This is a genomic window from Mycobacterium numidiamassiliense (assembly GCF_900157365.1).
Lineage (GTDB): Bacteria > Actinomycetota > Actinomycetes > Mycobacteriales > Mycobacteriaceae > Mycobacterium > Mycobacterium numidiamassiliense.
In genome coordinates, this window is sequence record NZ_FUEZ01000004.1 from 2,042,651 (window position 1) to 2,069,147 (window position 26,497).

The 26,497-nt window shown below is 66.3% G+C and carries 20 protein-coding genes and 2 pseudogenes; 9 read left to right on the forward strand and 13 right to left on the reverse strand.

Annotated features, from left to right (window positions below; all coding sequences use genetic code 11):
* Nucleotides 1–13: 13 nt before the first annotated feature.
* The 4 genes and pseudogenes from MNAB215_RS30280 to MNAB215_RS18300 form a co-directional block, all read right to left on the reverse strand.
* Nucleotides 14–1,917, reverse strand: a pseudogene (locus MNAB215_RS30280) (serine/threonine-protein kinase PknH/PknJ).
* 167 nt (nt 1,918–2,084) lie between these two features.
* Complete coding sequence (locus MNAB215_RS18290; protein ID WP_077080074.1) at nt 2,085–3,239, reverse strand: BTAD domain-containing putative transcriptional regulator; 1,155 nt, start codon at nt 3,237–3,239, stop codon at nt 2,085–2,087.
* A 260-nt stretch (nt 3,240–3,499) separates the two neighbouring features.
* Entirely contained in the window at nt 3,500–5,428 is a 1,929-nt protein-coding gene (locus tag MNAB215_RS18295; RefSeq protein WP_077080075.1) for an ABC transporter ATP-binding protein, read from the reverse strand.
* Nucleotides 5,425–7,164, reverse strand: a complete 1,740-nt coding sequence (locus MNAB215_RS18300) for an ABC transporter ATP-binding protein (RefSeq protein WP_077080076.1) — start codon at nt 7,162–7,164, stop codon at nt 5,425–5,427. Before MNAB215_RS18300 ends, MNAB215_RS18295 begins: the two co-directional genes overlap by 4 nt.
* Nucleotides 7,165–7,403: 239 nt before the next feature.
* Here MNAB215_RS18300 and MNAB215_RS18305 point away from each other — a divergent pair, with 239 nt between their 5' ends.
* On the forward strand, nt 7,404–7,916 hold the full coding sequence (locus MNAB215_RS18305; protein WP_083746333.1) for a DUF3558 domain-containing protein: 513 nt from the start codon (nt 7,404–7,406) through the stop codon (nt 7,914–7,916).
* A complete protein-coding gene (locus tag MNAB215_RS18310; RefSeq protein WP_077080077.1) occupies nt 7,913–8,485 on the forward strand; it encodes a DUF3558 domain-containing protein in 573 nt (190 codons plus the stop codon). The genes MNAB215_RS18305 and MNAB215_RS18310 overlap by 4 nt, the downstream gene beginning before the upstream one ends.
* Before the next feature lie 24 nt (nt 8,486–8,509).
* Here MNAB215_RS18310 and MNAB215_RS18315 read toward each other — a convergent pair whose 3' ends face one another.
* Complete coding sequence (locus MNAB215_RS18315) at nt 8,510–9,013, reverse strand: SixA phosphatase family protein (RefSeq protein ID WP_077080078.1); 504 nt, start codon at nt 9,011–9,013, stop codon at nt 8,510–8,512.
* A gap of 10 nt (nt 9,014–9,023) precedes the next feature.
* Nucleotides 9,024–10,391, reverse strand: a complete 1,368-nt coding sequence (locus tag MNAB215_RS18320; RefSeq protein ID WP_077080079.1) for an HNH endonuclease signature motif containing protein — start codon at nt 10,389–10,391, stop codon at nt 9,024–9,026.
* 248 nt (nt 10,392–10,639) lie between these two features.
* Between MNAB215_RS18320 and MNAB215_RS18325 the strand changes: the two genes are divergently transcribed.
* The 3 genes from MNAB215_RS18325 to MNAB215_RS18335 all read left to right on the forward strand — a co-directional run bounded on the left by MNAB215_RS18325 (nt 10,640) and on the right by MNAB215_RS18335 (nt 15,735).
* Nucleotides 10,640–11,791, forward strand: a complete 1,152-nt coding sequence (locus MNAB215_RS18325) for a metallophosphoesterase family protein (protein WP_077080080.1) — start codon at nt 10,640–10,642, stop codon at nt 11,789–11,791.
* Nucleotides 11,788–14,406 (forward strand): AAA family ATPase, encoded by a 2,619-nt coding sequence (locus tag MNAB215_RS18330; protein ID WP_077080081.1) that lies wholly within the window; start codon nt 11,788–11,790, stop codon nt 14,404–14,406. Before MNAB215_RS18325 ends, MNAB215_RS18330 begins: the two co-directional genes overlap by 4 nt.
* 75 nt (nt 14,407–14,481) lie before the next feature.
* A complete protein-coding gene (locus MNAB215_RS18335) occupies nt 14,482–15,735 on the forward strand; it encodes an alpha/beta hydrolase (protein WP_077080082.1) in 1,254 nt (417 codons plus the stop codon).
* Here MNAB215_RS18335 and MNAB215_RS18340 read toward each other — a convergent pair.
* The 4 genes from MNAB215_RS18340 to MNAB215_RS18355 are packed head-to-tail and all read right to left on the reverse strand — an operon-like array spanning nt 15,722 to nt 21,156.
* Complete coding sequence (locus tag MNAB215_RS18340) at nt 15,722–17,389, reverse strand: ABC transporter family substrate-binding protein (protein WP_077082131.1); 1,668 nt, start codon at nt 17,387–17,389, stop codon at nt 15,722–15,724. The genes MNAB215_RS18335 and MNAB215_RS18340 overlap by 14 nt on opposite strands.
* Nucleotides 17,382–19,232, reverse strand: a complete 1,851-nt coding sequence (locus tag MNAB215_RS18345) for a dipeptide ABC transporter ATP-binding protein (RefSeq protein WP_077080083.1) — start codon at nt 19,230–19,232, stop codon at nt 17,382–17,384. Before MNAB215_RS18345 ends, MNAB215_RS18340 begins: the two co-directional genes overlap by 8 nt.
* On the reverse strand, nt 19,229–20,182 hold the full coding sequence (locus tag MNAB215_RS18350; protein WP_077080084.1) for an ABC transporter permease: 954 nt from the start codon (nt 20,180–20,182) through the stop codon (nt 19,229–19,231). Before MNAB215_RS18350 ends, MNAB215_RS18345 begins: the two co-directional genes overlap by 4 nt.
* A complete protein-coding gene (locus MNAB215_RS18355) occupies nt 20,179–21,156 on the reverse strand; it encodes an ABC transporter permease (RefSeq protein WP_077080085.1) in 978 nt (325 codons plus the stop codon). The genes MNAB215_RS18350 and MNAB215_RS18355 overlap by 4 nt, the downstream gene beginning before the upstream one ends.
* Before the next feature lie 213 nt (nt 21,157–21,369).
* Between MNAB215_RS18355 and MNAB215_RS18360 the strand changes: the two genes are divergently transcribed.
* Nucleotides 21,370–21,861, forward strand: a complete 492-nt coding sequence (locus tag MNAB215_RS18360; protein WP_077082132.1) for a beta-class carbonic anhydrase — start codon at nt 21,370–21,372, stop codon at nt 21,859–21,861.
* A gap of 7 nt (nt 21,862–21,868) precedes the next feature.
* On the opposite strand, the pseudogene MNAB215_RS18365 reads toward MNAB215_RS18360, so the two are convergent.
* A pseudogene (locus tag MNAB215_RS18365) lies at nt 21,869–21,974 on the reverse strand (PaaI family thioesterase); the annotation flags it as partial.
* Between the two features lie 257 nt (nt 21,975–22,231).
* Here MNAB215_RS18365 and cysD point away from each other — a divergent pair.
* From cysD to MNAB215_RS18380, 3 genes are read left to right on the forward strand one after another with little or no spacing between them, the layout of a single operon-like run.
* Nucleotides 22,232–23,224 carry a sulfate adenylyltransferase subunit CysD gene (gene cysD, locus MNAB215_RS18370; protein ID WP_108637662.1) on the forward strand — a complete coding sequence of 331 codons (993 nt, stop codon included), beginning with the start codon at nt 22,232–22,234 and terminating at the stop codon, nt 23,222–23,224.
* On the forward strand, nt 23,224–25,074 hold the full coding sequence (gene cysC / locus MNAB215_RS18375; RefSeq protein WP_077080086.1) for an adenylyl-sulfate kinase: 1,851 nt from the start codon (nt 23,224–23,226) through the stop codon (nt 25,072–25,074). The genes cysD and cysC overlap by 1 nt, the downstream gene beginning before the upstream one ends.
* A 59-nt stretch (nt 25,075–25,133) precedes the next feature.
* Nucleotides 25,134–25,622, forward strand: coding sequence for an Rrf2 family transcriptional regulator (locus MNAB215_RS18380; RefSeq protein ID WP_077080087.1), 489 nt, complete (start codon nt 25,134–25,136; stop codon nt 25,620–25,622).
* A gap of 12 nt (nt 25,623–25,634) precedes the next feature.
* Here the strand turns inward: MNAB215_RS18380 and MNAB215_RS18385 are convergent, their stop codons facing one another.
* Complete coding sequence (locus tag MNAB215_RS18385) at nt 25,635–26,024, reverse strand: VOC family protein (RefSeq protein ID WP_077080088.1); 390 nt, start codon at nt 26,022–26,024, stop codon at nt 25,635–25,637.
* A gap of 43 nt (nt 26,025–26,067) precedes the next feature.
* On the reverse strand, nt 26,068–26,481 hold the full coding sequence (locus tag MNAB215_RS18390) for a VOC family protein (RefSeq protein WP_108637786.1): 414 nt from the start codon (nt 26,479–26,481) through the stop codon (nt 26,068–26,070).
* Nucleotides 26,482–26,497 lie beyond the last annotated feature (16 nt).

The following is a 26,497-nucleotide window of genomic DNA, read 5'->3' on the forward strand; positions in this document are numbered from 1 at the left end:
GTAGCAGGGTCGGCTACTCGGCGTCGATCTTGGCGATGATCTTGTCGGTGATGTCGTCGGCCTGGTTGGTGATGTGATAGCCGCACGCGTTGATGTCGACCACCACATTGTTGGCCACGCCCATCGCACGCTGGCACTCCCAGCCGTCGGCGCCCTCCTGGGTGTCCAACACGGTGATCTTCGGCGGAGCCCCGTTGACTTGGGCAAATGTCCACCGGTAGGTCTTGTTCTTGCTTTTGTTGGTGACCGTCACCGTCTTGCCGGCGCAGTTCTTCCACTTGTCGGCCGATGATTGCAGGAACGATTTGGCTTTATCGGCCGACGGGAAGAGCACCACGGCCTGGTTGACCCAATGGTCGTAGTTGTCACCCGGCTCCGAGGACACCAGTCCGCTCACCCCCGTGTAGCCGCTGCCCGAATACACCGGGTCCTGGCTGGTATAGAGGGCCCCCTGGCAGCCCGGCACGGAGAGCGTCACCGGGGAGTCGTCCATCGACAGGATCGGTTTGCCCGCCTCCATGGTCGTAGAACCCATGACGGAGTTGATATCCGGCCCATTGAGCAGCAGGGCGCTCAGGCGATCCGGCGGTACCGGGTTGGCCGGAGGCGGTGCTGGAGCGGGCCGGGTGGCAAACCAGAGGCCCGCGACGCCGACGACGAGAACGAACACGATACCCACGGCCGCGATGATCGGCCACGGGTTGCGTTTACGCTTGGCCGGGGGACCCTGATTCCACGGCACGGCCCCGGAAAACTGTTGTGGCACAGGCCCACTCGGTGGTCCGCCCCAGTTGCTGCCACCGGCCTGGTATTGCGGCGTCGGGACCGGCCCGCTGGCGGGTGCCCATGGCTGGCCGGGCTGCGCGGGCGCAGGCGTAGGGCCGGTGGGCGGATACGGCGTCGGCCCGCTTCTGCCTCTTATACACATCCGGCGCCGGCGGAGAAGGGGAGAGGTGAGATCTGCGTGGGGGCCGGCGCCCCGCACAAAAAGACGACCGTGGCCCCGGGCGGGATCTCCGCCGTCCCCAGCGTGGTCGCTTCCTGGCTGCGGCGCAGGATGTTGTCGGCGTGGTCTTGGTCGGGGTCGCTGAGCGCTTCGTGCGCGGCGACGGCCAGATCCCCCGCACTGGCAAAGCGGTCGCCGGGCTTTTTGGCCATGCCACGCGCAATCACCGAGTCGAAGGCTTTGGGAACGCCCGAGCGCGTCGTGCTGGGCTGCGGGATCGGTCCCGTCATGTGCGCGCTGACCAATACGCCGGCGCTGTCGGCGCGATACGGCGGTGAACCGGTCAAACATTCGTACAGCACGCAGGCCAGCGCGTAGATGTCGGCGCGGTAGGTCACTTCTTCGCCGGTGAATCGCTCCGGGGCCATGTATTTCCAGGTGCCGACCGCGGTTCCCAGTTGGGTGAGTTTCTCGTCGGTGGTGGCACTGGCGATACCGAAGTCGACCAGATAGGCGAAATCGTCTCGGGTGACCAGAATGTTGGGCGGCTTGACGTCGCGGTGCATCACCCCGGCGGCGTGGGCGGCGTCGAGAGCCGAGGCGATCTGGCTGATGATGGCGACTGCGCGTGGCGGAGTCAGCGGGCCGAACCTTTTGAGCAAGCTCTCCAAGTCGGTGCCCTCGACGAGGCGCATCTCCATGAACATCTTGCCGTCGATTTCGCCGTACTCGTGGATGGGCACCACATGGGGTTCCTGCAAACCGCCCGCGATGCGCGCTTCACGCTTCATCCGCTCGCGAAACACCGGGTCCTGGCTGAACTGGTCCGACATGAGCTTGACCGCGACCGTCCACTCTTTGACGGTGTGCTCGGCCTCGTAGACCTCACCCATCCCGCCGCGGCCCAGTAGCCGTTTCAGGTGGTAGGGGCCAAACATCGACCCCGTGCGTGAGGCTTGCTCATCGCTCATGCCGATCCTCCAAACCAACCCGAGACCCGCCGACCATATCAACATTTTCCAGCCAGACCTCGTGGCTGAGACCCATGGTGAGCATTCTTGACGCTATGTGCCCACCGGCGTGCCCACACGATAACGGCAAACATGTGCCGCGTGCGGTAGGGGCGAGTGGCGACCGCCTAGTGCACCGTTGGCGCGTTCTCGTCGGCGACGATCCGGAAAGTGAACTCATGGTCGCAAATCCGGATTCCGTCGCCGTCGTTCAGCGTGGCCGCCGAGCGGATCCGCTCCTTGCGCACGTGCACGCCATTCGACGACCGCAGGTCGTTGATGATGTAGTTGGTGCCGGTGTCGATGATGACGGCGTGATGGCGGCTGACATTGGCGCTATCGAGCACGATGTCGTTGTCGCTGAGCCGCCCGATGCGGGTGGCCGTCGCTTCCAGCGGGTAGCGGCGACCCGACGCTTCCTGCAGATATGCCACCGCCGACCGGTCGGTGATCTTGCTGCGCTGGTCCAGCACGGTCATGGAATGAGCCGCAGTGGTCTTGGCCGATGTCTGCGCGTCGAGCGGTTCCTGGCGAAGGATCCGCTCGTTGAGCGAGCGCAGGGTCGGGCCGGGGTCGATGCCGAGATCATCGGCGAGCGTTGTCTTCACGCGACGGTAGGCGGCCAACGCGTCGGACTGACGGTCGGCGAGGTAATACGCCGTGATCAACTGCGCCCACAACGGTTCGCGATAAGGGTGCTCGACGGTCAGGGATTCAAGTTCGGTGATGACGCCCGACGCACGCCCGCAAGCGATTTCGGCTTCTGCCTTGGCCGTGTGCACGACGATTTTGTCCTCGACAAGCGACGTGGCGAAGGTGTCGACGAACGCGAAGTCACGCAAGTCCTCCAGCACCGGCCCGCGCCACTGGGCCAGCGCGGCCGACAGGTGCCTGCTGGCGTCCTCGAACCGGCCGGAAGCGGCCATGTGCACGCCCGCGGTCTTCTCGGCGATGAAACGCCCTAGATCGCAAGCATTTTCGGCGAGGTTGAGCCGGTAGCCCGGGGGCGCCGCGACTAACACGGTTCGTGGATCGATGCCCGCGCCACTGAGGAGCTTGCGCAGGTTCGACACGTAGGAGTGAATGCTCGCCCTGGCCCCTGACGGCGGCCAGCCTTCCCAGACGGCGGTGATGAGCCTGTCGACGCCGACCGGACTGTTGCGGTTCATCAGCAGCATGGCCAGCACCGCCCGTTGTTTGGGGGTGCCCAACGGCACCAGGGTGTCGTCGACACTCATCTCCAACGGTCCGAGCAGACCGAGTTCGAGACGTTTGTCTGCCATGGCCGCTTATCACCCCTTCCGGATCTGCCGACGGCCCCTGCTCTGCCAATTTCGGGTGTCGCCGGTTGTCATTGTCGCCGGTTGTCATTGTGGTACGAATCCGGCGGATTCGATGCAAACCTGGATGATTCACCCACGCCGCGTCGCCGAAATACGTTCCCGGGCAGTGCCATCATGGACAGGTCGCGCGCAATAACTTCTCGGTGACTTCTTGTGCCCTTGACGGGCCCGCAAGGCTGGCGCCGTCCGCTGCCGGGGAGCTAGGCCCGCGTAATCGCGTAGTAGGCGCCCCGGCGAGCGATCAGCTCGGCGTGGTTTCCCTGTTCGACGATCCGGCCGGCCTGCATCACCAGGATGCGGTCCGCCGCTCGAATAGTCGAAAGTCGATGCGCGATAATGAAACTCGTCCGATCTTGGCGCAGCTCGTGCATGGCGCGGGCGATGAGGGCCTCGGTGCGGGTATCGACCGAGCTGGTTGCCTCGTCCAGGATCAACAACTGCGGGCGGGCCAGAAATGCGCGAGCGATGGTGATGAGTTGCTTCTCGCCGGCGCTGATGTTGGCGCCGTCCCCGCTGACCCGGGTCTGGTAGCCGGCGGGCAGCGTCTCGACGAACCGGTCGACGTAGGCGGCCTTGGCGGCGGCCACCACCTCGTGTTCTGTCGCCCCTTCTCGTCCGTAGGCGATGTTGTCCGCGATTGTCCCGTCGAAGAGCCAGGTGTCCTGCAGCACCATGCCGATTTGCGATCGCAGGGCGTGCCTACTCATCGCGGTGATGTCGATGCCGTCGACGAGTATTCGGCCCGAATCGACGTCGTAGAACCGCATCAGCAGGTTCACCAGTGTGGTTTTACCGGCTCCCGTCGGCCCGACGATCGCCACCGTGCTGCCGGGCTCGGCCACCATCGACAGGTCTTCGATCACCGGGGTGCCCGGTCGGTAGGCGAAGTTGACGTGCTGGAACTCGACCCGTCCGGTCGGCTGCATCACCTGGCCGTTCGGCGGCGGCAGTGTTACTGCAGGCGCAGGCTGTGGGTCCGGTGACTCCTCGGGTTCGTCGAGCAGTGTGAACACCCGTTCCGCGCTGGCGACGCCCGATTGCAGGGTGTTGTACATCCCGGCCACCTGGCTCAGCGGCGCGTTGAACTGCCGGACGTATTGGATGAACGCCTGGATGTTGCCGAGGGTGATGTGACCGGTGGCCACCTGCAGGCCACCGACGACGGCGACGGCCACGTATCCCAGGTTGCCGACGAACGTCGTCGCCGGCCCCACCAGGCCGGAGAAGAACTGGGAACCGAAACTGGCGCGGTAGACGTCGTCGTTGAAGTCGCGGAACTGGTCGCGTGCCGCGGCCTGATGGCCGAACGTCTTGACGATGGTGAATCCGCTGTAGGTCTCCTCGATGTGGGCGTTGAGCCGTCCGGTGCTGGTCCACTGGGCGACGAACAAGCGTTGCGAACGGCGCGCGATCGCGCGCGTCGCCACCAGTGAGATCGGCACGGTCAGCACCGTGATCAACGCCAGCAGGGGCGAGATCGACACCATCATGGCGAGCACCGCCACCACGGTCAGGGTCGACGTGAGCAGCTGGCTGATGGTCATCGACAGCGACGACTGGAGGTTGTCGATATCGTTGGTGACCCGGCTCAGCAGCTCACCGCGCTGACGCCCATCGAAGTAGGCCAGTGGCAGCCGATGAATTTTGTCTTCGACGTCGGAACGCAGCGCGACCATGGTGCGCTGCAGGGTGACGTTGAGCAACCTCACCTGTGCCCAGATCAGCAGCGCGGCAACCAGATACAGGACCAGCGCCAGCGTCAAAGTTCTCCCGACGGCGCCGAAGTCGACTCCGCGGCCGGGCACCGCATTCATCCCCGACAGCAGGTCGGCGAAGGCGTTGTCGCCCCGCGCCCGGGCCTGGGCGACGGCCTGCGCCTTGCTGATTCCCGCGGGCAGCCCCCGGCCGATGACGCCGTTGAACAGCAGATCGGTGGCGTGGCCCAGGATCCGCGGGACGACGACACCGATCGCAGTGCCGGTGACGCCTAGGGTGATGACCGCGATGGCGGGCTTTCGTTGTGGTGCAAGTCGTTTGACCAACCGGATCGCAGAGCCCCAGAAGTCGCTGGATCGAGTAGCGGCGGGAGCCGGGGTGCCGCGGGCCGGCCGCTGGGGCCCCGGAGTCACGGTGCGCCCCCGACTTCCACCGTCTGCGAGTCGGCGAACTCCGCATAGGTGGGGCAATCGACCAGCAGCGATTCGTGCGTACCCGAGCCCACCAGCCGGCCGTCGTCGATGACGATCACGTGGTCGGCCTGCGCCGCCGTCGAAAGGCGCTGTGTGACAACGATGATCGTTGAGTCGCCTGATATCTCGCGCAGCGCCGCGCGAACCCGGGCGTCGGTGTGTACATCGAGCGCGGAGAAGGCGTCGTCGAACAAATAGATGGCCGGGCGGGGGATGACCGCCCGGGCGATGGCCAGCCGTTGCCGTTGCCCCCCGGAGAAGTTGATTCCGCCCTGGGCGACGCGCATCTGCAGGCCGTCGTCGTGTGCCCGCACGAATTCGTCTGCGGCGGCGATGCGTAACGCTTCCCACATCTGTTCGTCGGTGGCGTCGGCCTTCCCGTAGCGCAGGTTTTCCGCGAGCGTTCCCGAGAACAGGTAGCCGCGCTGGGGGACCAGCCCGATCGCCGACCACAGCCGCTCGGTCTGGTAGTCGCGGACGTCGACGCCGTCGATGAGCACGGTGCCGCCGGTTACGTCGTAGAGCCGGCAGATCAGCGAGACCAGTGTCGATTTACCCGACCCGGTGCTGCCCACCACCGCCGTCGTCATACCGGGCCGCGCGCTAAACGAAATATCTTGCAGCACTGGGCGGTCAGCGCCGGAATAGGTGAAGGTGGCGCCATCGACGCGCACGACGCCGGTGATGCCGCGCTCGGGGAATTGGGGGCTTTGCGGGCTGTCGATGGCGGCGCGGGTGGACAGCACCTCGGTGATCCGTTCGGCGCACACCGACGCCCGGGGCAGCACGACCAACGTCAGCGTCGCCATCAACACGGCCATCAGGATCTGGGTGAAGTAGGACAGGAACGCGGTCAGCGAACCGACCTGCATCTGGCCGCGATCGATGCGCAGACCACCGAACCAGATCAGCGCGACGCTGGACACGTTGATGGTCAGCGTGGTCACCGGCAGCGTTAGCGCCTGCCACTTGCCCGCGGTCAGTGAGGTATTCGACAGCGCGATGTTGGCGCGAGCGAACCTGTCCCGCTCGAAGCCTTCGCGAGTGAACGCCCGCACCACCCGCACGCCGGACAGCTGGTCGCGCATTACCCGGTTGATGCCGTCGATCAGGCCCTGCATGCTGCGGAACAGCGGCAGCATGCGCGACATGATCAGGTAGTTGGCCAGCGCCAGGGTGGGAACGCTGATCAGCAGCAGCCAGGTGAGCGCGGCCTCCCGGTGGATGGCCATGAAGATGCCGCCGATACACATGATCGGCGCGGTGACCAAAACGGTGCCCGCGATCTGGACCAGGTATTGAATTTGCCGGACATCGTTGGTGCTGCGGGTCAGCAGCGTCGGCGCACCGAATCGGGTGGTCTCGCGCTCGGAGAACGTAGTGACGTGTTCGAACATGGCCCAGCGCAGATCGCGCCCGAACCCCATCCCGGTGCGGGACCCGAAGTAGATGGCTCCGACCGAGCACAATGCCTGCAGCCCGGTGACCCCAAGCATCACCGCGCCGAGCCGGATGATCGTCGCGGAGTCGCCCTTGGAGACGCCGTCGTCGATGATCGCGGCGTTGACGGTGGGCAGGTACAGCGACGCCAGGGTGCTGATCAGCTGAAGCACCATCAGCACCGCGAGCAGCCGGCGGTAGGGCCGGATGTACTGGCGCAGCAGGGCCAGGAGCATGGGGTAACTGTCGCACATAGGCTTTGAGCTGCCACCTGAACTGGCCCTGAGCGCCGCCGCGTGGTTGCGTGCTCCGAGGGCATCCGGCAAATGCATTGAAATGCCTGATCAGGTGGCGCGTCGGTGGTTGACCCGTTGGGCTGCCGCTACAGTGCATCGTGTGGACCAGCAGCGGCCTGAGGGAAAGCAGGGTAGTGGTGCGGCGTAACCCGACGGTGCTGGGCCTGGCGGTGTCGGCCATGGTCCTGATCTCGACGATTGCGGGGTGCTCCGGTTCTGGCGACAACAAGCCGGGGGCGACGACATCGTCGGCGCCGGGCAGCGGCGAGGGCCACCACGGACCGATGTTCCCGCAATGCGGCGGCATCAACGATCAGACGGTGACGGAGCTGACCAAGGTGTCGGGGCTCAACAACACCGCCAAGAATTCGGTCGGGTGTCAGTGGCTGGCGGGCGGCGGAATTCTCGGCCCGCACTTCTCCTTCTCCTGGTACCGCGGCAGCCCGATCGGACGCGAACGCAAGACCGAGGAACTCTCGCGCGCCAGCGTCGACGACATCAACATCAACGGCCACAGCGGCTTCATCGCCGTCGGTAACGAACCCAACCTGGGCGATTCGCTCTGTGAGGTCGGCATTCAGTTCCAGGACGACTTCATCGAATGGTCGATCAGCTTCAGCCAGAAGCCATTTCCGCCGCCGTGCGACATCGCCAAAGAGCTGACTCGCCAATCGATTGCGAACTCGAAATGACCGATTCGACGCGTCGTGGCCAACGGCCCGGCAAAGGTGTCGTTGCCCGAGCCGCCATTGCGATCACCGCACTGCTTGTGCTGGCCGGGTGTTCGGAATCGGTTGGGGGCAATGCCGTCAAGGCGGGCGGTAACACGCCGCGCAACAACAACTCCCAGCAGCAGTATCCGAACCTGCTCAAGGAGTGCGAGGTCTTGACCAGCGACATCCTGGCCAAGACCGTGGGCGCCGATCCGCTCGACATCCAGAGCACATTCGTCGGCGCGATCTGCCGGTGGCAGGCGGCCAACCCGGCCGGGCTGATCGACATCACCCGGTTCTGGTTCGAGCAGGGCAGCCTGAACGAGGAGCATAAGGTCGCCGACTTCCTGAAGTACAAGGTCGAGACGCGGGCCATCGCGGGCGTGCAATCGATCGTGATGCGCCCCGATGACGCCAACGGTGCCTGCGGCGTGGCCAGCGACGCGGCGGGTGTGGTCGGCTGGTGGGTCAACCCGCAAGCGCCCGGCATCGACGCCTGCGCGCAGGCCCTCAAGCTGATGGAGCTGACGCTGTCCACCAACTCCTAGCGGGGTTCAGCCTCCTGGCCGGGCTCAGCGGGGCACGTGGAATTCGATGAGTGCGGCCGTGCCGAGTTCGACGCTTTTCCAAGCGCCGGCGACGGTCAGCACCGCGATCGCTGACGTCGGGTACTTTTCCGAAATGCGTTGCGCCGCTGTCTCATCGGTGCCATTACTGCCCGCCAGGCCAATGGCTACCTCGGACATCGTCGGTTCGTGCCCGAGGACCAGCACGGTGTTGACGCTGTCGGCAACCCCGTTGATTTCGTCGATCATCGTCCCAGCGGTGGCGCCGTAGAGTCGCTCGCTGTATCGCACTGGCGCGTCGATCCCGGTCTCGGCCAACGTCTGGCGGGTGCGGGTGGCCGTCGAGCACAGCACCGCGTCGATGGCGGGTGCGTTGGCGCGCAGCCAATCACCGGCCAGCGCGGCTTCACGAATGCCGCGGGGCGCCAAGGGGCGGTCGTGGTCTGCCACGCCAGGCGGATAGGCGGATTTCGCATGCCGCATGAGCACGAGGGTGCGCCGATCAGTCACCCGAGTCAGGCTAATCCCCGTCGTCGTCGCATAACAGCTTCTCGGGATGGTGGAGGGTATTGGTGCGCGGTTGGCCTCGGTCGAGCTGTGGGGGCGGGACCCATTCGGTGTCGCCGTTCGCGCGTTTTCGGGTGGTCCAGCCCGTTGGTCTCAGCATTCGGTGGTGAGGTCCGCAGGCGAAGGTCAGGTCGTCGATATCGGTGGCGCGGCAGTGGGCGTAGTCGGTGACGTGGTGGACTTCGCAGTAGAAGCCGGGCAGGTTGCATCCGGGCGCGGAGCAGCCGCGGTCCTTCGCGTAGAGCACAATTCGCTGCCCAGGGGTTGCGAGGCGTTTGGTGTGATGCAGCGCCACGGCCCTGCCATGGTCGAAGATGGCGAGGTAATGATGCGCGTGGCGAGCCAGCCGGATGACATCGCTGATCGGCAGGCGAGTGCCCCCGCCGGTGACTCCCTTGCCGGTGGCGCTTTCCAGCTCGGCCAGGGTGGTGGTGACGACGATTGACGCTGGGAGTCCGTTGTGCCGGCCCAGTTGTCCGCTGGCGAGCAGGGCACGTAGTCCGGCGTTGGGGCCGTCGTGCTGGCGTTGAGTGCAGCTGCGGCCGTCGCGGTCGATGGCCTGTTGGGTGGGTGCGCCGTCCACGCAGGGCGTGTCGTCGTTCGGGTTGCACATGCCGGGCGCGGCGAGTTTGGCGAGTACCGCCTCGAAGGTGGCGCGCGCTTCCGGGGTCAGCCAGCCGCGCACTGCCGACATGCCGTCGGCTTGTTGGTTACCGAGGGTCAGGCCGCATCGGTGGGCGCGGTCATCGTCGGTGTAGCTGCCGTCGGGGTTGAGGCAATCGGCGAGCCGGTCGGCCAGCGCGGCCAATTGCTCGGGCCGGTATTGAGTGCCCAGCCGGGCCAGTTGAGCTTCGGCGTGTTCGCGGGTGTCGGGGTCGATGAAACCGGGAAGCTGGTGGCAGAACCGGCGGATGACCGCGACCTGCCCGGCGCCCAGGCGGCCGCGGCGCTGAGCGGCGGCGGTGGACGCCAGCATGGGCGCCAACGGTTCGCCGGTCAATGTGCTGCGCTCACCGAGGTCGGTGGCCTCGCGGACTCGGCGGGCCGCCTCGGCGCGGCTGGTCAGTGTCCATTCGGCCACGGTGTGGGAGAGTCTGCCGCCGAGTTCCGCAGGCGTGGCTTCGCGGGCCAGCTGATTGATCATCGGATGCTCCACCGCGGGTAAGCGCCGCCGCACTCGTTCGCAGCGTCCCAGCAGTGCCAACAGCTCGGGCGTGGTCAAGGCGCCGAATCCCTGCGCGAGGACATCGTCGACCGCGGCGTCGAGTGCGTCGAACGCCGCCGTCAACCCCTCCCGATCGAGAAACCCTGCCGAACTCATACCGTCAAACTAGCGGCACCCACCGACAATAAATCCCTTGAAACCACAGTGACGCAAGTGAATACAGCACGCGCGGCATTGTCGCTCAGAGGCGGGCAGACGGCACCCGCCGCCGGTCGTCGAGCCGGAGCAGCCGGGCCGCCGATACTCCTCGAAGGCATGCCGATGCGCGTCCCCAGAGTTGTCGGCGCACCGACCTAGACTCGCCTTGCCCAGATAGCCACGCGACGTTGAAAAGGAGGTTCGGGATGCGATTCCTGCACACTGCCGATTGGCAGCTGGGCATGACCCGGCACTTCCTGGCCGGCGATGCCCAGCCGCGGTATTCGGCCGCCCGGCGCGATGCCGTGGCCGGCCTGGGTGCGCTGGCCGCCGAGGTGGGGGCGGAGTTCGTCGTGGTGGCAGGTGATGTCTTCGAACACAATCAACTCGCCCCGCAGGTGGTCGGCCAGTCGCTGGAAGCCATGCGCGCCATCGGTATTCCGGTCTACCTGCTGCCGGGCAATCATGATCCGCTGGATGCGTCGTCGGTGTACACCAGCGCGCTGTTCACCGCCGAACGCCCCGACAACGTCACGGTGCTGGACCGGGCCGGAGTTCATCAGGTTCGCCCAGGTCTGGAGATCGTCGCCGCGCCGTGGCGGTCCAAGGCTCCGACCACCGATCTGGTCGCCGAAGTCCTCGATGACCTCGCGCCCGGCCCGGTCACCCGGGTTCTGCTCGCCCACGGCGGCGTCGACGTCCTGGACCCCAATCGCGACAAACCGTCGCTGATTCGGCTGGCGCGGCTCGACGATGCGCTGGCCCGCGGCACGGTGCACTATGTGGCGCTGGGCGACAAGCATTCGCTCACGCAGGTCGGCGACACCGGAAGGGTGTGGTACTCCGGGTCACCGGAAGTCACCAACTACGACGACGGCGAATCCGATCCGGGCCACGTCCTGGTGGTCGACATCGATGAGAACGACCCGCGCGCCAACGTCTCCGTGACGGCCCGGCACGTGGGCCAGTGGCGGTTCGTCACCTTGCACCGTCAGGTCGACAACAGCCGCGACATCGCCGACCTCGATCTGAATCTGGACTTGATGACCGAGAAGGACCGAACCGTGGTACGACTGGCGCTCACCGGGTCGTTGTCGGTCACCGACCGCGCCGCGCTGGACGCCTGCCTGGACCGATACGGCCTGCTATTCGCCTGGCTGGGGCTGTGGCAGCGCAACACCGATCTGGCGGTGATCCCGGCCGACGGCGAATTCACCAATCTCGGCATCGGCGGATTCGCGGCCGCGGCCGTCGACGAGTTGGTAGCCACGGCGCGCGAGGGCGACGCCTCGTCGGCCGCCGACGCGCAGGCGGCGCTGGGGCTGCTGCTGCGCCTCGCCGATCGGGGGGCGGCGTGAAGCTGCACCGGCTGGTCCTGAACAACTATCGCGGCATCGCACACCGCGAGATCGAATTTCCCGACCACGGCGTGGTGGTGGTGTGCGGCGCCAACGAAGTCGGCAAGTCGTCGATGATCGAGGCCCTAGATCTGTTGCTGGAATCCAGGGACCGCTCGACGAAGAAGGAAGTCAAGCAGGTCAAACCGACCAACAGTGATGTCGGCTCCGAGGTCACCGCTGAAATCAGCTGCGGCACATACCGTTTCATCTACCGCAAGCGCTTCCACAAGAAGTGTGAGACCGAATTGACGGTGCTGACGCCGCACCGCGAACAACTGACCGGCGACGAAGCCCACGAACGAGTCCAGGCGATGCTGGCGGAGACGGTCGACAACGACCTGTGGCACGCTCAGCGGGTGCTGCAGGCCACGTCGACCGCCGCGGTCGATCTGTCCGGTTGCGATGCGCTGTCGCGAGCCCTCGATGTGGCCGCCGGCGATGCCGCCGCGCTGTCGGGCACCGAACCGTTGCTCATCGAGCGGATCGACACCGAGTACGGGCGTTATTTCACTCCCACCGGACGCCCGACCGCGGAATGGGCCGCGGCGATATCCCGATTGGCCGCCGCGGAGGCCGCGGTCGCGGAATGCGCGGCGCGGGTCGCGGAGGTTGACGAGCGGGTACGCCGGCACGCCGAGTTGACCGAGGAGGTGGCCGAACTTTCGCAGCTGCGGCGCGAGGTCGGCCCGAGGCTGGTGGCGGCGCAGGCCGCCGACGCCAAGATCGCAGAACTCACCCGGCAGGTGCGGGAGGCCAAACTGGTCGCCGACGCCGCCGCGGCGAACGGCACCTCGGCGATCACCGCCCACCAGGGACGGTTGCGGTTGCTCGCCGAAATCGAAAGCCGTACAGCGACGGTCGCGACCGCCGAGACGGAGGCACACGAAGCCGCCGTTGCCCACACCGCGGCGCACGCCGACGCCGAGGCTGCCCGCACCGCGGTAGCGGCGGCGGTCGATGCGCTCGCGGAACTCAGACGACGTGCCGAATCCGCGCGACGCACCGTCGACCATATCGCCGAGCGCGACGAGATCGACCGGGTCAGCGCCCGGCTGGCGAAAATCGAGGCCATTCAACAGGACCGCGACCGCGTCCGTGCCAAGCTCACCGCGGTCGTGCTCGACAATGAGCTCATGCAGCGCATCGAAGCGGCGGCGACCGCGGTCGATCGCGCGAGCGATCAGCTGGTGCTGATCTCGGCGGCGGTCGAATTCACCGCCGCCGCTGACATCGAACTCGCGGTGGGCGCGCAGCACGTGTCGTTGCCGGCCGGTCACCGCTGGTCGACAACCGTCACCGGCACCACCGAGGTCGAGGTGCCCGGGATTCTGACCGCCCGGATCACCCCCGGCGCGGCCGCGCTCGACGTTCAGGCGAAACACGCTGCAGCACAAGAAGAATTGTCCTCGGCGCTGGCCGCCGGTGGGGTCACAGACCTCGCGGCGGCACGGTCGGAGGACCAGCGCCGCCGCGACTTGCAGAACAGCCGCGACCAGTTGGGCGCGACGCTGTCCGGCCTGTGCGGCGACGAAGAGATCGACCACATGCGAGAAAGGCTCGCGCAACTGCGCGCCGGGCAACCGGCCGGCGCCGAGGTCGTCACGGACATCGCCGCTGCCCGTGCGGAACTCGAGGCCGCCGACACGGCGCGCTCTGCCGCGGATGCCGAATGCGAGGCGCGGCGGCAGGCCGCGGCGCACGCCGACTCTACGCTGGCCGCGATATCCACCCGGGCAACGGTGCTGCGCAGTGAAGCGGCGACTCAACGAGCTGAACTCGACAGGGCCACAGCGCAATTGGCCCAGGAACGCACGTCGATCGCCGACGACGACCTGGCGTCCGCGGCGCAGACCGGGCAGCAGGCCGCAGCCGCCGCCGCGCGACGGGCCGCCGAGCTGGCCGAGGAGCTGGCCGCCGCGGCACCGGACGCGGTGGCCGCCGAACTGGCCGCGGCGGCCGAGGCGGACGAGTCGCTGCGCGACCGCTACGAACATGCCGCGGCCGCGCTGCGCGACGTCAGCATCGAGCTGTCGGTCTTCGGGGGTGAGGGTCGCCAAGGCAAGCTCGACGCCGCGGAGACAGAACGTGAGCACGCCGCCGGCGAGCACTCCAGCGTCGGCGCCCGGGCCCGGGCCGCGCAACTACTGCGGTCGGTGATGACCCGGCACCGCGACACCACCCGATTGCGCTATGTGGAGCCCTACCGCACCGAACTGCAGCGGCTCGGCCGCCCGGTGTTCGGCTCCACGTTCGAAGTCGACGTCGACAGCGACCTGTGTATCCGCACGCGCACCCTCGACGGCGTCACCGTCCCCTACGAATCCTTGTCGGGCGGGGCCAAGGAGCAACTCGGCATCCTGGCGCGGCTAGCCGGCGCCGCCCTGGTCGCCAAGGAGGACGGCGTGCCGGTGGTGGTCGACGACGCGCTGGGGTTCACCGATCCGGACCGGCTGGCCAAGATGGGCGAGGTCTTCGACAGCGTGGGCGCGCACGGGCAGGTCATCGTCCTGACCTGTAGCCCCGACCGCTACGACGGCGTCAAGGGCGCGCACCGCATCGATCTGGCCGTTTAGCACCTGGCGCGCGCCGCGCCGCGCTGCCGACAACGGGCGATCTCGGCAGAATGGGGCCATGGCGGTTCGACACCGATGACCATGAACGCAAGACGGCGCCGGATGCACGAGAAGCTGGCGGGCATGCCCGGCGTCCGCCCGGTGCGCAGGCCGGTTTCGCCAGGCAGCAAAGACGAGTTCGACCTGTACTACGTGCGCACTGGTCTTAAGTCCGCCCATCCGCTGGTCATCATCCCGGGTGGCCCGGGCGTCGCGTCGCTGCAGGTGTACAAGGGGCTGCGGCGCCGCGCGGCCGCCGCCGGTCTCGACGTCATCATGATCGAGCACCGCGGCGTGGGGATGTCGCGCCACGACGACTTCGGGGCCGACCTGCCACCGCACGCATTCACCGTCGATCAAGTCGTCGACGACGTGGCCGCCGTGCTCGACGATGCCCATGTGGACTCGGCGGTCATCTACGGAACGTCCTATGGCACCTACATCGCGGCCGGGCTCGGTATACGCCATCCCGGCCGGGTATCGGCGATGGTCCTCGATTCGCCGCTGCTGTCCCGGCACGACATTGCGATCGTCCGCGAGGCCATTCGGGGGCTGCTGGTGGACGGCGATTCTCCGGAAACCGCGGCGTTGGCAGCTAAGGTGCGCAAGCTCATCGACGCCGGGTTGATGAGCCCGCCGGCAGGTGAGATCGCCGCGACCATCTATGCCTACGGTGGGCCATCGCTCTTGGATCGCGAGCTGGATTTGTTGCTTGGCGGACGAATGATGTTGTGGCACATGCTATCCCGATTCACCTCGGTGGTCGGCCTCAATGTGCCCTACCGCCACGAGATCGATCTGGTGGGCCGCATCGCATTCCGCGAACTCGACTACGCCGCCGAACCCGACGGCCTGCCCTTCGACCCCGCGGCGGCAATACGTGAAATAATGTGTGCTACAGATGTTTTCGAGGCCGAGCCGTATGACCTTGTGGCGCAGATGCCGAAATTCACCTGGCCGACCGTGGTCATCTCCGGAGGGCGTGATCTGATCACGCCACGCGCAGTCGCGCAGCGGGTGGCCTCGCTGATACCCGGCGCGGTGCTGGTGGGTTTGCCCACGATGGGGCACAGCGCGCTCGACTCGCGTGAATCCGCCGCGCTTGCCGTCGCACGAGCGGTGACGCGTGGCGAGACCGCCAGACTCGCCGGGCAGGAATCGATGCTGGACGCACTTGCGCCTCGCCCCGCGATGCGGTTGCTGTGGAAGGCGGTCGAGGTTGCCGCCATCGCCGAGGGTGCAATGCCGGCGCTACCGTCGCCATGGCGTCGGCGGGTCAGTTTCGCATGAATCCGATTGCCGCATAGTCGATGTCGGCCAGGCCGGGCGCGCCGTAATTGGCCAGGTCGCTGCGCACCGCGACATTGCCGGCCGACTGATACAGGGGCAGGTTGAAGCCCTCTTGCCAGATCATCTGGTCGACCTGGTTGGCCAGTGCGCGCGCCTTATTCGGGTCCAGTTCGGACATCGTCTCGTCGATCTTGGCGTCGATCGCCGGGTTGCCGATCTTGCCGAAGTTGCTGTCGCCGTCCGAGGTGTAGATCTGCGGCAGTGCCGAAAGCGGGAACGCGTTTCCGGCCCAACCGAATTGAGTTATGTCGAAATCGCCGACGCTGACGTGCTGGCTGAAGAAGCCGTTACCCGGTTTAGGGTCGAGCACCAACTTAACCCCGATCTGGGCCAGGCTGTTCTGGGTGACCATGGCGATCTGCCGGTTCGCTTGGGCATCGAAGAAGACATCCCGAACGGCCAGCTGTTTGCCGTCCTTTTCCCGTACGGCGCCGTTGAGCTTCCAGCCCATCGCATCGAGATCCCTGCGGGCCTGGTCGGGATTGTAATCGGCTGGTGCGCTGTTGTTTTGGTAGCCGACCTGACCCTCGACGTAGATGTGATTGTTCAACGGCGTCGGATGGTTGGTCAGGCTGTGCTGCACGACATCGACGATGGCCTGGCGGTTGATGCCTTTCGAGATCGCGAGCCGCATTCGCTCGTCGGCCACGATGGAGCCGGGCGCGCCGTTGAAGGTGAAGTGAAACCAAGTGGGGGCGGCGGCGCGCCGGATCGTAACTCCGGGCGTGCGCTGCGCGGTGACCATATCGTCGAGCGTGCTCACGCCGGCGGCGTCGATCGCGTTGTTCTGCAGCGCGGGGATGACGGCGGCCGCGTCGAGTACCAGGTAGGTGATGGAGTCCAGCCGAGGCCTGGCGCCCCACCAGCGGGGGTTGCGGGTGAGCACGACGCGCTGCGCGGTCCTGTCGATCGTCGTGACGATGAACGGCCCGGCGGACGGGCCGGGCGCCTCGAGCTGGCCCTCGTTGAAGATTTCCGGGTTGGCCGTCATGCTCGCGGGCTGGATCCCGCCCGCGAACATGCCCCGCCACTCGGCGTATGGCTGGGCGAACGTGACGATCGCCTGGCGCTCGTCGACCCCCCGCGTCACCGACTTGACGCGTTCGAATCCGGCCCTGCTGGCGATCAGGTAGCGCTTGTCCTTCCCGCTGTCCGCGTCGACCTCCGACTTCAGATCCAGCCACGTCATCGGGGTGCCGTCGCTCCAGGTGGCCTTCGGATTGATCGTGTACGTGACCACCTGAGGATTGGTGCCGGTCAGCTCGGCGCCCGTGAAGTAGTCGGTGTTGAGTTTCAGGGTGCCGTCGGCCTGGGTGATGAATGCCCCGGGCAGCGTCGGGGTGACGATCGCACCGTTGTCGGACGTGTTGCCGTCGATGTTCAACTCGTTGAAGTTGTCGGGGAACGACACCAGCGGCAGTCGCAGGTTGCCGCCCTCGCGCAGCGTCGCCGGATCCTGTGGGTTCATGTCGCTGGTGGTGCCGACTCGCGCGGCCCGTGCCTGCGGCGCGTCGCGATAGCCGTCGGCGCAGCCCGAGACGGCCAGGACTACCACCAGCCCCAGCGGTGCAATCCTGCGAAAGATGCTAAGCATCGGCGACATCGCGGTGCGCTCCCGGAACGGCGGCCAGCAACTGCCGGGTGTACTCGTGCTGAGGATTGGTGAACACCTGGTCGCCGTCGCCCTGTTCGACGATCGCTCCCCGGTACATCACGGCGACCCGGTGCGCTAGGTGTTTTACCACCGAAAGATCATGCGACACAAACAAATACGACAGGCCGAATTGTGCCTGCAGGTCCAGCAGCAGGTTGATGATGCCCGCCTGGATCGACACGTCGAGCGCCGACACGGGCTCGTCGAGCGCAAGAATCTTCGGCCGCAGGGCCAGCGCTCGCGCGATCCCGATCCGCTGCTTCTGCCCACCGGAGAATTCGGCGGGGTAGCGGCTGGCATCGGCGCGGTCCAGCCCGACGATGGACAGCAATTCGGCGACCCGTTCCTCGCGCCGCTTCCGATCAAAACCGTTGGCCACCAACGGTTCTGCGATGACATCGAAAACCGGGAGGCGGGGATCCAGGGAAGCCACCGGGTCCTGGAACACCACCTGGAGTTCGGTCCGCAGCTTGCGGCGCCCGGCATCGTCGAGGGAAGCGACATCGTCGCCGAGGATTTCGATGGACCCCGTCTGCGGCGCGGTGAGCTCGAGAATCTGGGTCAACGTCGTCGATTTGCCCGAGCCGGATTCGCCGACGATGCCCAGGGTGCGGCCCTGCTCCAACGTGATGCTGATGCCGTCGACCGCCCGCACCTCGCCCACCCGCCTGCGCAGGATCACGCCCTTGGTGAGTGGGTAGGTCTTGGTGAGGTCGGTGACCCGCAGCACAGTCTGGGGCTCGGTGACCGCGGCGTCGCTTGTCGGCGGTTGTGTTGACACGCCGAAGATTTCGGCCGCCGTGCGGCCGGCGACGTCGTCGGTGCGGATGCAGGCCGCCCAATGGTCTTCCTCGATGGCAACGAGATCGGGCTCCGCCGAACGGCATTCGTCGATCACCAGCGGGCAGCGGGGGGCGAAGGGGCAGGCATCGGGTGATAGCGCCGACATCGCGGGCGGCGCGCCGGGTATCGGAATCAGCCGGGTGCCCTGGGGGGCGTCCAGGCTCGGCGCCGATCCCAGTAGTCCGGCCGTATACGGCATCCGGCGGTCGCGATAGAGGCGGTCGACGGCGGCGACTTCGACCCCGCGTCCGGCGTACATGACGATCGCCCGGTCGGCGAATTCGGAGACCACGCCCAGGTCGTGGGTGATGATCAGAACGCCTGCGCCGGTGACGTCGCGCGCGGTGCGCAGCACGTCGAGAATCTGCGCCTGCACCGTGACGTCCAGCGCGGTGGTCGGCTCGTCACAGATCAACAGGTCCGGGTCGTTGGCGATGGCGATGGCGATGACCACCCGCTGGCGTTCGCCACCGGACAGCTCGTGCGGGAACGCTTTCGCCCGCCGTTGCGGCTGTGCGATGCCGACGAGCTCGAGCAGTTCGACCGCTCGCTGGCGTGCTCCTGCGCGGCTGATGTCGTTGTCGTGCACCGTGATTGCCTCGGCAATCTGGTCGCCAATGGTGTACACGGGAGTCAGCGCCGACATCGGGTCCTGGAACACGGTGCCGATCGTCTTGCCGCGGATGTCAGACATCGCCTGATCGGAGCGCCCGAGCAATTCCTCGCCGTGCAGCCGCACCGATCCGGACACGTTGGCGTATTCGGGTAGCAATCCGATGACCGCCATTGCGGCCGTGCTTTTGCCCGAACCGGATTCGCCGACGATGGCGACCACTTCGCCCTCATCGATCCGGTAACTCATGCCGCGGACGGCGGGTACCCGGACGTCGCCGGTCTCGAACGTGACGCTCAGATCCGTCACCTCCAGCAGGGCCGTCACTTTTCCCGCCGCTTCTTGCGGCGCTTCTTAAGGCGGTTTGTGCGCGGCGGCCGGCTGCTCGGGTCCAGTGCGTCCCGCAGGCCGTCGCCGGTGAGGTTGGAGCACAACACGATCAGCACCAGCGCCCCGGCCGGGAACAGGAACACCCACGGGAAGGTCGTCGCCGAGGGGGTGCCGTCGGCGATCAGCGTGCCCAGCGAGACGTCGGGCGGCTGAACGCCGAACCCCAGGAAGCTCAACCCGGTTTCGGCGAGGATCGCGAACCCGACGTTAAGCGTGGCGTCGATGATCAGGATCGACGCCACGTTCGGCACAATGTGGTGCACGATGACGTTGCGGCTCGAAACCCCCATATACCTCGCTGCACGGACGAATTCGCGTTCTCGAAGGCTCATCGTCAACCCGCGCACCATGCGCGAGCTGACCATCCAGCCGAATGCCGCGAGCAGCACGATGAGCCATAGGATGCTGCTCGACTGCTTGGTGCGCGGAGTGATGATCGCGATCAGCAGGAAGCCCGGCACCACGAGCAGCAGGTCCACCAGCCACATCAGGGCCCGGTCGCGCCAGCCGCCGAAGTAGCCGGCGACCGTTCCGACCGTAGCGGCGACGGTGGTCGAGATCAGTGCCACGCAGAACCCGATCAGAATCGACTTCTGCATGCCGCGCAGGGTCCGGGCCAGCAGGTCCTGGCCCAGGGCGTTGGTGCCGAACCAGTGTTTGGATGACGGCGGCAGCAGCAGCGCGTTGAAGTCGAGTTCGGTGTAGCCATAGGGGAGTAGCGGCGGCAGCGCGTAGCAGCCGATGAAAGCCAGCATCAGCAGGGCCAACGCCACCACCGCCGGCTTGTTGCGAATAAACCGGCGCAGCACCAGGTTTCGCCGGGAGGTGAAGGCGGCCGGGTTGATGCCGGACCCGACGGGCGTGGCGGCGGTGGTCGGTTGCGTCATGACACCCGCACCCTCGGGTCCAGCGCCGCGTAGATGATGTCGGACAGCAGTCCGCCGACGAGCACCGCCGCCCCGGAGAACAGCGTGATCGCCGCGACGACGTTGGTGTCTTGCGTCGAGATGCCCAACACCACCCACTCGCCCATGCCATGCCAGCCGAAGATCTTCTCGACGAACACCGCGCCGACCACCAGCCCGCTGACCCCATAGGCGAACAGCGTGGCCATCGGAATGAGGGCAGTGCGCAGGCCGTGCTTGAACAGCGCGCGCCGGCGTGTCAGGCCCTTGGCGCGGGCGGTCCGGATGAAATCCTCGCTCAACACGTCCAGCATGGCGTTGCGCTGATAGCGGCTAAAGCCCGCCATTGAGCCCAAAGCCAAGGTGAGAGTTGGCAATACGATGTGCTGCAGGCGTTCGATGACGGCCTGCCATGCGTTGGTGGGCGGAATCGGTGCCGTCTCACCGGTGTACTGGAAGATCCCCACACCGGCGAACATGTTGATCCGCAGCGCGCCCAGGATCAGCAGGCTCGCCAGCACGAACGACGGAACGCTCAGGATGATCAGTGAGAACACCGTGATCACCCGATCGCTGAGCCGATACTGGCGGACCGCACCCCAGGCCCCCACGATGACACCGGTCAGCGTGCCGAGCACCGAACCGATCACCACGAGCCGCAGGCTCACCCCGATCCGGCGCCACAGCTCCTGGGATACGGGATGCCCGGTCACCGTGCTGCCGAAGTCACCAATGACCGCATGGGAAACCCAATTCGCGTACCGGACGGGCAGGGGCTTGTCCAAGCCGAGCTGGACGGCCTTGGCGTGGATGGCCGCCGCAGGGGGCTGCGGGTGGCGCTGCATGAAACTGTCCAGCGGATGAAACGTCAGGGATGTCAGGCAATAGGTCAGGAACGACGCCAGCGCGAGCAGCACCAGATAGTTGAGGAGCCGGCGCCCAAGGAAGCGGATCATGCCAAAGTGCCCCGCTTGCGTCGCATGGGGACAGGTTATCGATCCGGCCGCGAGCCGGCTGTGCGACGTTGCGCCGGCGACCCGATTCATGCGGCGCGGCCCTTGTGATCAGGCTGATTATCACCAGTGAATTCCAGGTGGCCGATTGTTAGGCTCCACCGCGGCATTCATCTGTCCAGCATGTTCTATACCGCGCTATCGAGGGAGACCGGCATGACGGTTACCGATGATTTCCTGGCGAACAACGCCGAATACGCAAGCAGCTTCAAGGGGCCCCTGCCCCTGCCGCCGGCAAAGCACGTCGCGGTGCTGGCATGCATGGATGCCCGACTCGACGTCTACCGCGTTCTGGGCCTGCAGGAGGGCGACGCCCACGTCATCCGTAACGCCGGAGGGGTCGTCACCGACGACGCCATCCGGTCGCTGGCGATCAGTCAGCGGTTGCTGGGAACCAAGGAGATCATCCTCATTCACCACACCGACTGCGGGATGCTGACCTTCACCGACGACGCCTTCAAGCGGACCATCCAGGACGAGACGGGGGTCAAGCCGCCGTGGTCGGGCGAGGCCTTCCCGGATCTGGCGGAGGACGTCCGCCAGTCACTGCGCCGCATCGAGAACAGCCCGTTCGTCACCAAGCACGTGTCGCTGCGCGGGTTCATCTTCGACGTCGCCACCGGCAAGCTCGAAGAGATCACCCTCTGACGCTCGGTCAGCCGAGCTTGTAGGTGCCGAGGGCTTTCGCGACGAGCCTGCCCTGCGGGTCGACGATCTCCGCCTCGCAGGGTCAGTGACCGGCCGCGCCGTACCAGGCCGCCGCGGTGGGGAGATCGGCAAGGGTGGCAATCGCGCCGCCGCGCCACGCCTCTCGGCGGTCATGCACTTTTGCCCGCCTCGGAGCGACAACGCCGTGGCCGCCGCCGGCGCACGCCCGTGTTCGAGCGGGACTGTCGCGCAGAGGCGGGCAAAACGTTAGCCCTGTCCTAGCCCGGGTTCTCATCGGCCGGTGTCGCTCCCGATGCGAACCGTCATCGCGTCATGTCATTGACACCGAGGGCAGACCCTGGTTGCATAGATGGCAATGACCGTAAATATGGTCAACTCTACCAAGTTTAATGGGTTTCACGATAAGGACGCCATGACCAGCGATGTAAAGGCTGGCCCCACAGCCGGGCAATACGAATTGAGCCATCTGCGATCGCTGGAAGCCGAGGCGATCCACATCATTCGCGAGGTTGCCGCCGAGTTCGAGCGGCCGGTGCTGTTGTTCTCGGGCGGCAAGGACTCCATCGTCATGCTGCACCTGGCGCTCAAGGCATTCCGCCCCGGGCGGCTGCCGTTCCCGGTGATGCACGTCGACACCGGCCACAACTTTGACGAGGTGATCGCGACCCGTGACGAACTTGTCGCCGAGTCCGGGGTGCGCTTGGTGGTGGCGTCGGTGCAGGAAGACATCGACGCGGGCAGGGTTGTCGAGACCATCCCGTCGCGTAACCCCATCCAGACCGTGACGCTGCTGCGCGCCATCCGCGAGAACAAATTCGACGCGGCATTCGGCGGAGCGCGCCGCGACGAAGAAAAGGCACGCGCCAAGGAACGGGTGTTCAGCTTCCGCGACGAGTTCGGCCAGTGGGACCCCAAGGTCCAGCGGCCGGAGCTGTGGAACCTCTACAACGGACGCCACCACAAGGGTGAGCACATCCGCGTCTTCCCGCTGTCCAACTGGACCGAGTTCGATATCTGGTCCTACATCGGCGCTGAGAAGATCAAGTTGCCGTCGATCTATTTCGCCCACCGGCGCAAAGTATTCAGCCGCGACGGCATGTTGCTGGCGGTAGACCGGCACCTGCAGCCACGCGCCGACGAGCCGGTGTTCGAGGCCACGGTGCGGTTCCGCACCGTCGGAGACGTCACCTGCACCGGGTGCGTCGAGTCGGAGGCCGGCACGGTGTCGGAGGTCATCGCCGAAACCGCGGTGTCCCGGCTGACCGAACGCGGCGCGACCAGGGCTGACGACCGAATCTCGGAGGCGGGCATGGAAGACCGGAAACGGCAGGGGTACTTCTGATGGCGACACTACTGAGGCTGGCTACTGCCGGCTCCGTCGATGACGGCAAGTCCACCCTGATCGGGCGCCTGCTTTATGACTCCAAGGCCGTGATGGAAGACCAGTGGGCGTCGGTGGAGCGGGCGTCTGAGGAGCGCGGCCACGAGTACACCGACCTGGCGCTGGTGACCGACGGCTTGCGGGCCGAACGCGAACAGGGCATCACCATCGACGTCGCGTACCGCTATTTCGCCACGCCCAAGCGGAAATTCATCATCGCCGACACGCCCGGGCACATCCAGTACACCCGCAACATGGTGACCGGTGCGTCGACGGCCCAGCTGGTGATCGTGTTGGTGGACGCACGCCACGGCTTGCTCGAACAGTCGCGCCGCCATGCCTTCCTGGCGTCGCTGTTGGGCATCCAGCACATCGTGCTCGCGGTCAACAAGATGGACCTGATCGATTGGGATCAGACCAAATTCGAGGAGATCCGCGACGAATTCCACGCGTTCGCGGCACGCCTGGATGTGCAGGACGTCGCCACCATCCCGTTGTCGGCGCTGCACGGCGACAACGTGGTGACCAAATCGGACAAGGCGCCCTGGTACGAGGGCCCGGCGTTGCTCTCGCACCTCGAAGAGGTCTACATCGCCGGTGACCGCAACATGGTCGACGTGCGGTTCCCCGTGCAATACGTCATCCGGCCGCATACCCATGAGCATCAAGATCACCGCAGCTACGCCGGAACCGTGGCCAGCGGGGTCATGCGTCCCGGCGACGAAGTGGTCGTGCTGCCGGTCGGCAAGACCACCAAAATCTCCGCCATCGACGGCCCGAATGGGCCTGTGGAAGAAGCGTTTCCGCCGATGGCGGTGTCGGTCAGTCTCGTCGACGAGATCGACATCTCACGCGGTGACCTGATCGCCCGCACCAATAACCAGCCCAGGATCGCGCAGGAGTTCGACGCGACCGTGTGTTGGATGGCCGACGGCGCTTCGCTGGAGCCGGGTCGCGATTACGTCATCAAGCACACCACCAGAACCACCCGGGCCAAGGTGACCGCGCTGGACTACCGGCTCGATGTCAACACCTTGCACCGCGACAAGACGGCAACAGCGCTGAAGCTCAACGAACTCGGTCGCGTTTCCCTGCGCACCCAGGTGCCGTTGCTGCTCGACGAGTACACACGAAACGCCAGTACCGGTTCGTTCATCCTCATCGACCCGAACACCAACGGCACGGTGGCGGCGGGCATGGTGTTGCGCGACGTGTCGGCGCAGGCGGCCAGCCCGAATACCGTGCGGCACAAGTCACTTGTGACCGCCGAAGACCGGGCGGTCAGGGGCAGGACGGTGTGGCTCACCGGCCTCTCGGGTGCCGGCAAGTCGTCGGTGGCGATGCTGGTCGAGCAGAAGTTGCTCGAAATAGGCGTTCCCGCTTACGTTCTCGATGGTGACAACCTGCGCCACGGCTTGAACGCCGACCTCGGCTTCAGCATGGCCGACCGCGCCGAGAACCTGCGCCGGCTGGCGCATGTGGCTACGTTGCTGGCCGACTCTGGGCAGGTCGTGCTGGTACCGGCGATCAGTCCGCTGACCGAGCACCGTGAGATGGCGCGCAAGGTCCACGCCGACGCCGGCTTCGAGTTCTTCGAGGTCTTTTGTGACACGCCGATCGAAGAATGCGAGCGTCGTGATCCCAAGGGGCTGTACGCGAAAGCACGTGCGGGCGAAATCACCCACTTCACCGGGGTCGACAGCCCGTATCAGCGGCCGAGGAACCCGGACCTGCGGCTGATTCCGGACGTTACGGTCGAGGAAATGGCACAGAGCGTCGTCGACCTGCTGCAGTTGCGCCCGCAGTCCTAGTCCTAGTCCTAGCCCTAGCCGCAGCGCTTGTGCCGTCGCCGGATGGCACAATCCTGTGAGTGCGCATGTCAGCCAAGGCGGAATATGCGGTGCGGGCCATGATCCAGCTCGCCACCGTCGACAGCGGAACGCTGGTCAAGACCGACGACTTGGCCGCTGCGCAGGGCATACCGCCGCAATTCCTGGTCGACATCCTGACCAATCTGCGTACCGATCGGCTGGTCCGTAGCCATCGCGGCCGCGACGGTGGCTACGAGCTGGCGCGTCCGGGCAGCGAGATCAGCATCGCCGACGTGCTGCGCTGCATCGACGGACCGCTGGCCAGCGTCCGTGACATCGGACTCGGCGACCTGCCGTATTCGGGGCCGACGGCAGCGATGACCGACGTCTGGCGCGCGCTGCGCGCCAGCATGCGCTCGGTGCTCGAAGAAACCACCCTGGCCGACGTCGCGGCCGGCACGCTGCCCAAGCATGTGGCCAAACTCGCCGATGACTATCGGGATCAGGAGCACACCCGGCACGGCGCTCCGCGCCGAAACGACGACTAGACCGCCTGCGACTCAGCCGCCCGAGCCGTAGGGGCGAGTGAGGATCTCCATGCCATGGCCGGCCGGGTCCGGGAAGTAGACCCCGCGACCGCCGTCGCGGTGGTTGATCTCGCCGGGCCGGCGCTGACCGGGATCCGCCCAATGCTGCAGGCCGCGCGCCTGGATCTTGCCGTAGATGGCGTCGAACTCCTGCTCGGAGACCAGGAAGGCGTAGTGCTGCCTACGGATCTCTTCTCCCTCGGGGACATCGGCGAAATCGAGACTCGCGCCGTGTTCGAGGGCGACAACCAGGAAGGGGCCAAACGGCTTCGGGCTTGGCAGGCCGAACAATTCGGCGAGAAATTCCGCGGACTTCTGTTTGTCGCGAGCGGCGACAATGGTGTGGTTGAAACTGATGGTCATAGTCCTATCCAGTCAACCACCGTCGCCGCGAGGCGACAACGCGCTACTTAGGCGCGGTCAGTTCCAGGGCGATGTTGTCGGGATCGCGGAACTCCAGGATGTAGGACGGCCCAATGTCTTTGATCGGCTCGTGGGTCACCCCCGCCTCGTCGAGATGTGCTGCCGCAGCTTCTAATTCGTCCAGGCTGCCGAGCCGGAACGCGATGTGGTCGAGGCCGGCGCGATCCTCGAAGAAGCGGTCGTTGGCGACCGGTCGCAGCCCGATCAGCGTGCCGCCGAGGTCGTAGACGACACCGCCGTACAGAAAAGCCAACTGCTCGCGGGTGGCCTCGTCGGCGTTCTCCGGAACTTCCAGCAACACCGGCCAACCGAATACGCTCTCGTAGAACTGCCGGGATCTCTCGATGTCGGTGACGGTCAGCCGCACGTGCGCAATGGAAGTACTGGATAGGCCCACCCGACCCATGCTGCCA